Source organism: Faecalibacterium sp. DFI.5.82 (assembly GCF_029076575.1).
GTDB lineage: Bacteria > Bacillota > Clostridia > Oscillospirales > Ruminococcaceae > Faecalibacterium > Faecalibacterium duncaniae.
On record NZ_JARFIS010001219.1, the window covers coordinates 1 to 255 of the forward strand.

Annotated in this window: 1 protein-coding gene; it reads left to right on the top strand. The window is 53.7% G+C overall.

The features are described from left to right. A partial coding sequence (locus P0G09_RS20800; protein ID WP_275253628.1) for a hypothetical protein occupies positions 1 to 255 on the top strand: 255 nt, incomplete at both ends.

The following is a 255-nucleotide window of genomic DNA, read 5'->3' on the forward strand; positions in this document are numbered from 1 at the left end:
TCCAGCAGAAACAACTGACCCACTTTGATGCATGGGCTTCTACGTTTGGCGAGACCACCACGGCCATTGAGCTTGCGCCGGAAGGAACCGGCTACCGTGCGCGCACACGTTTTGCCAAGTTCTTTAATCTGCCGGAGCTGATGAATATGTTCAAGGAGGCAGCGGACATCAAGACTTCCGACCAGTTGCATCTGCCTGTTCCGGAAGCCAAGTTTGAAACTGTCGTGGTCAAACCCTCGGAAATCCAGCAGGACA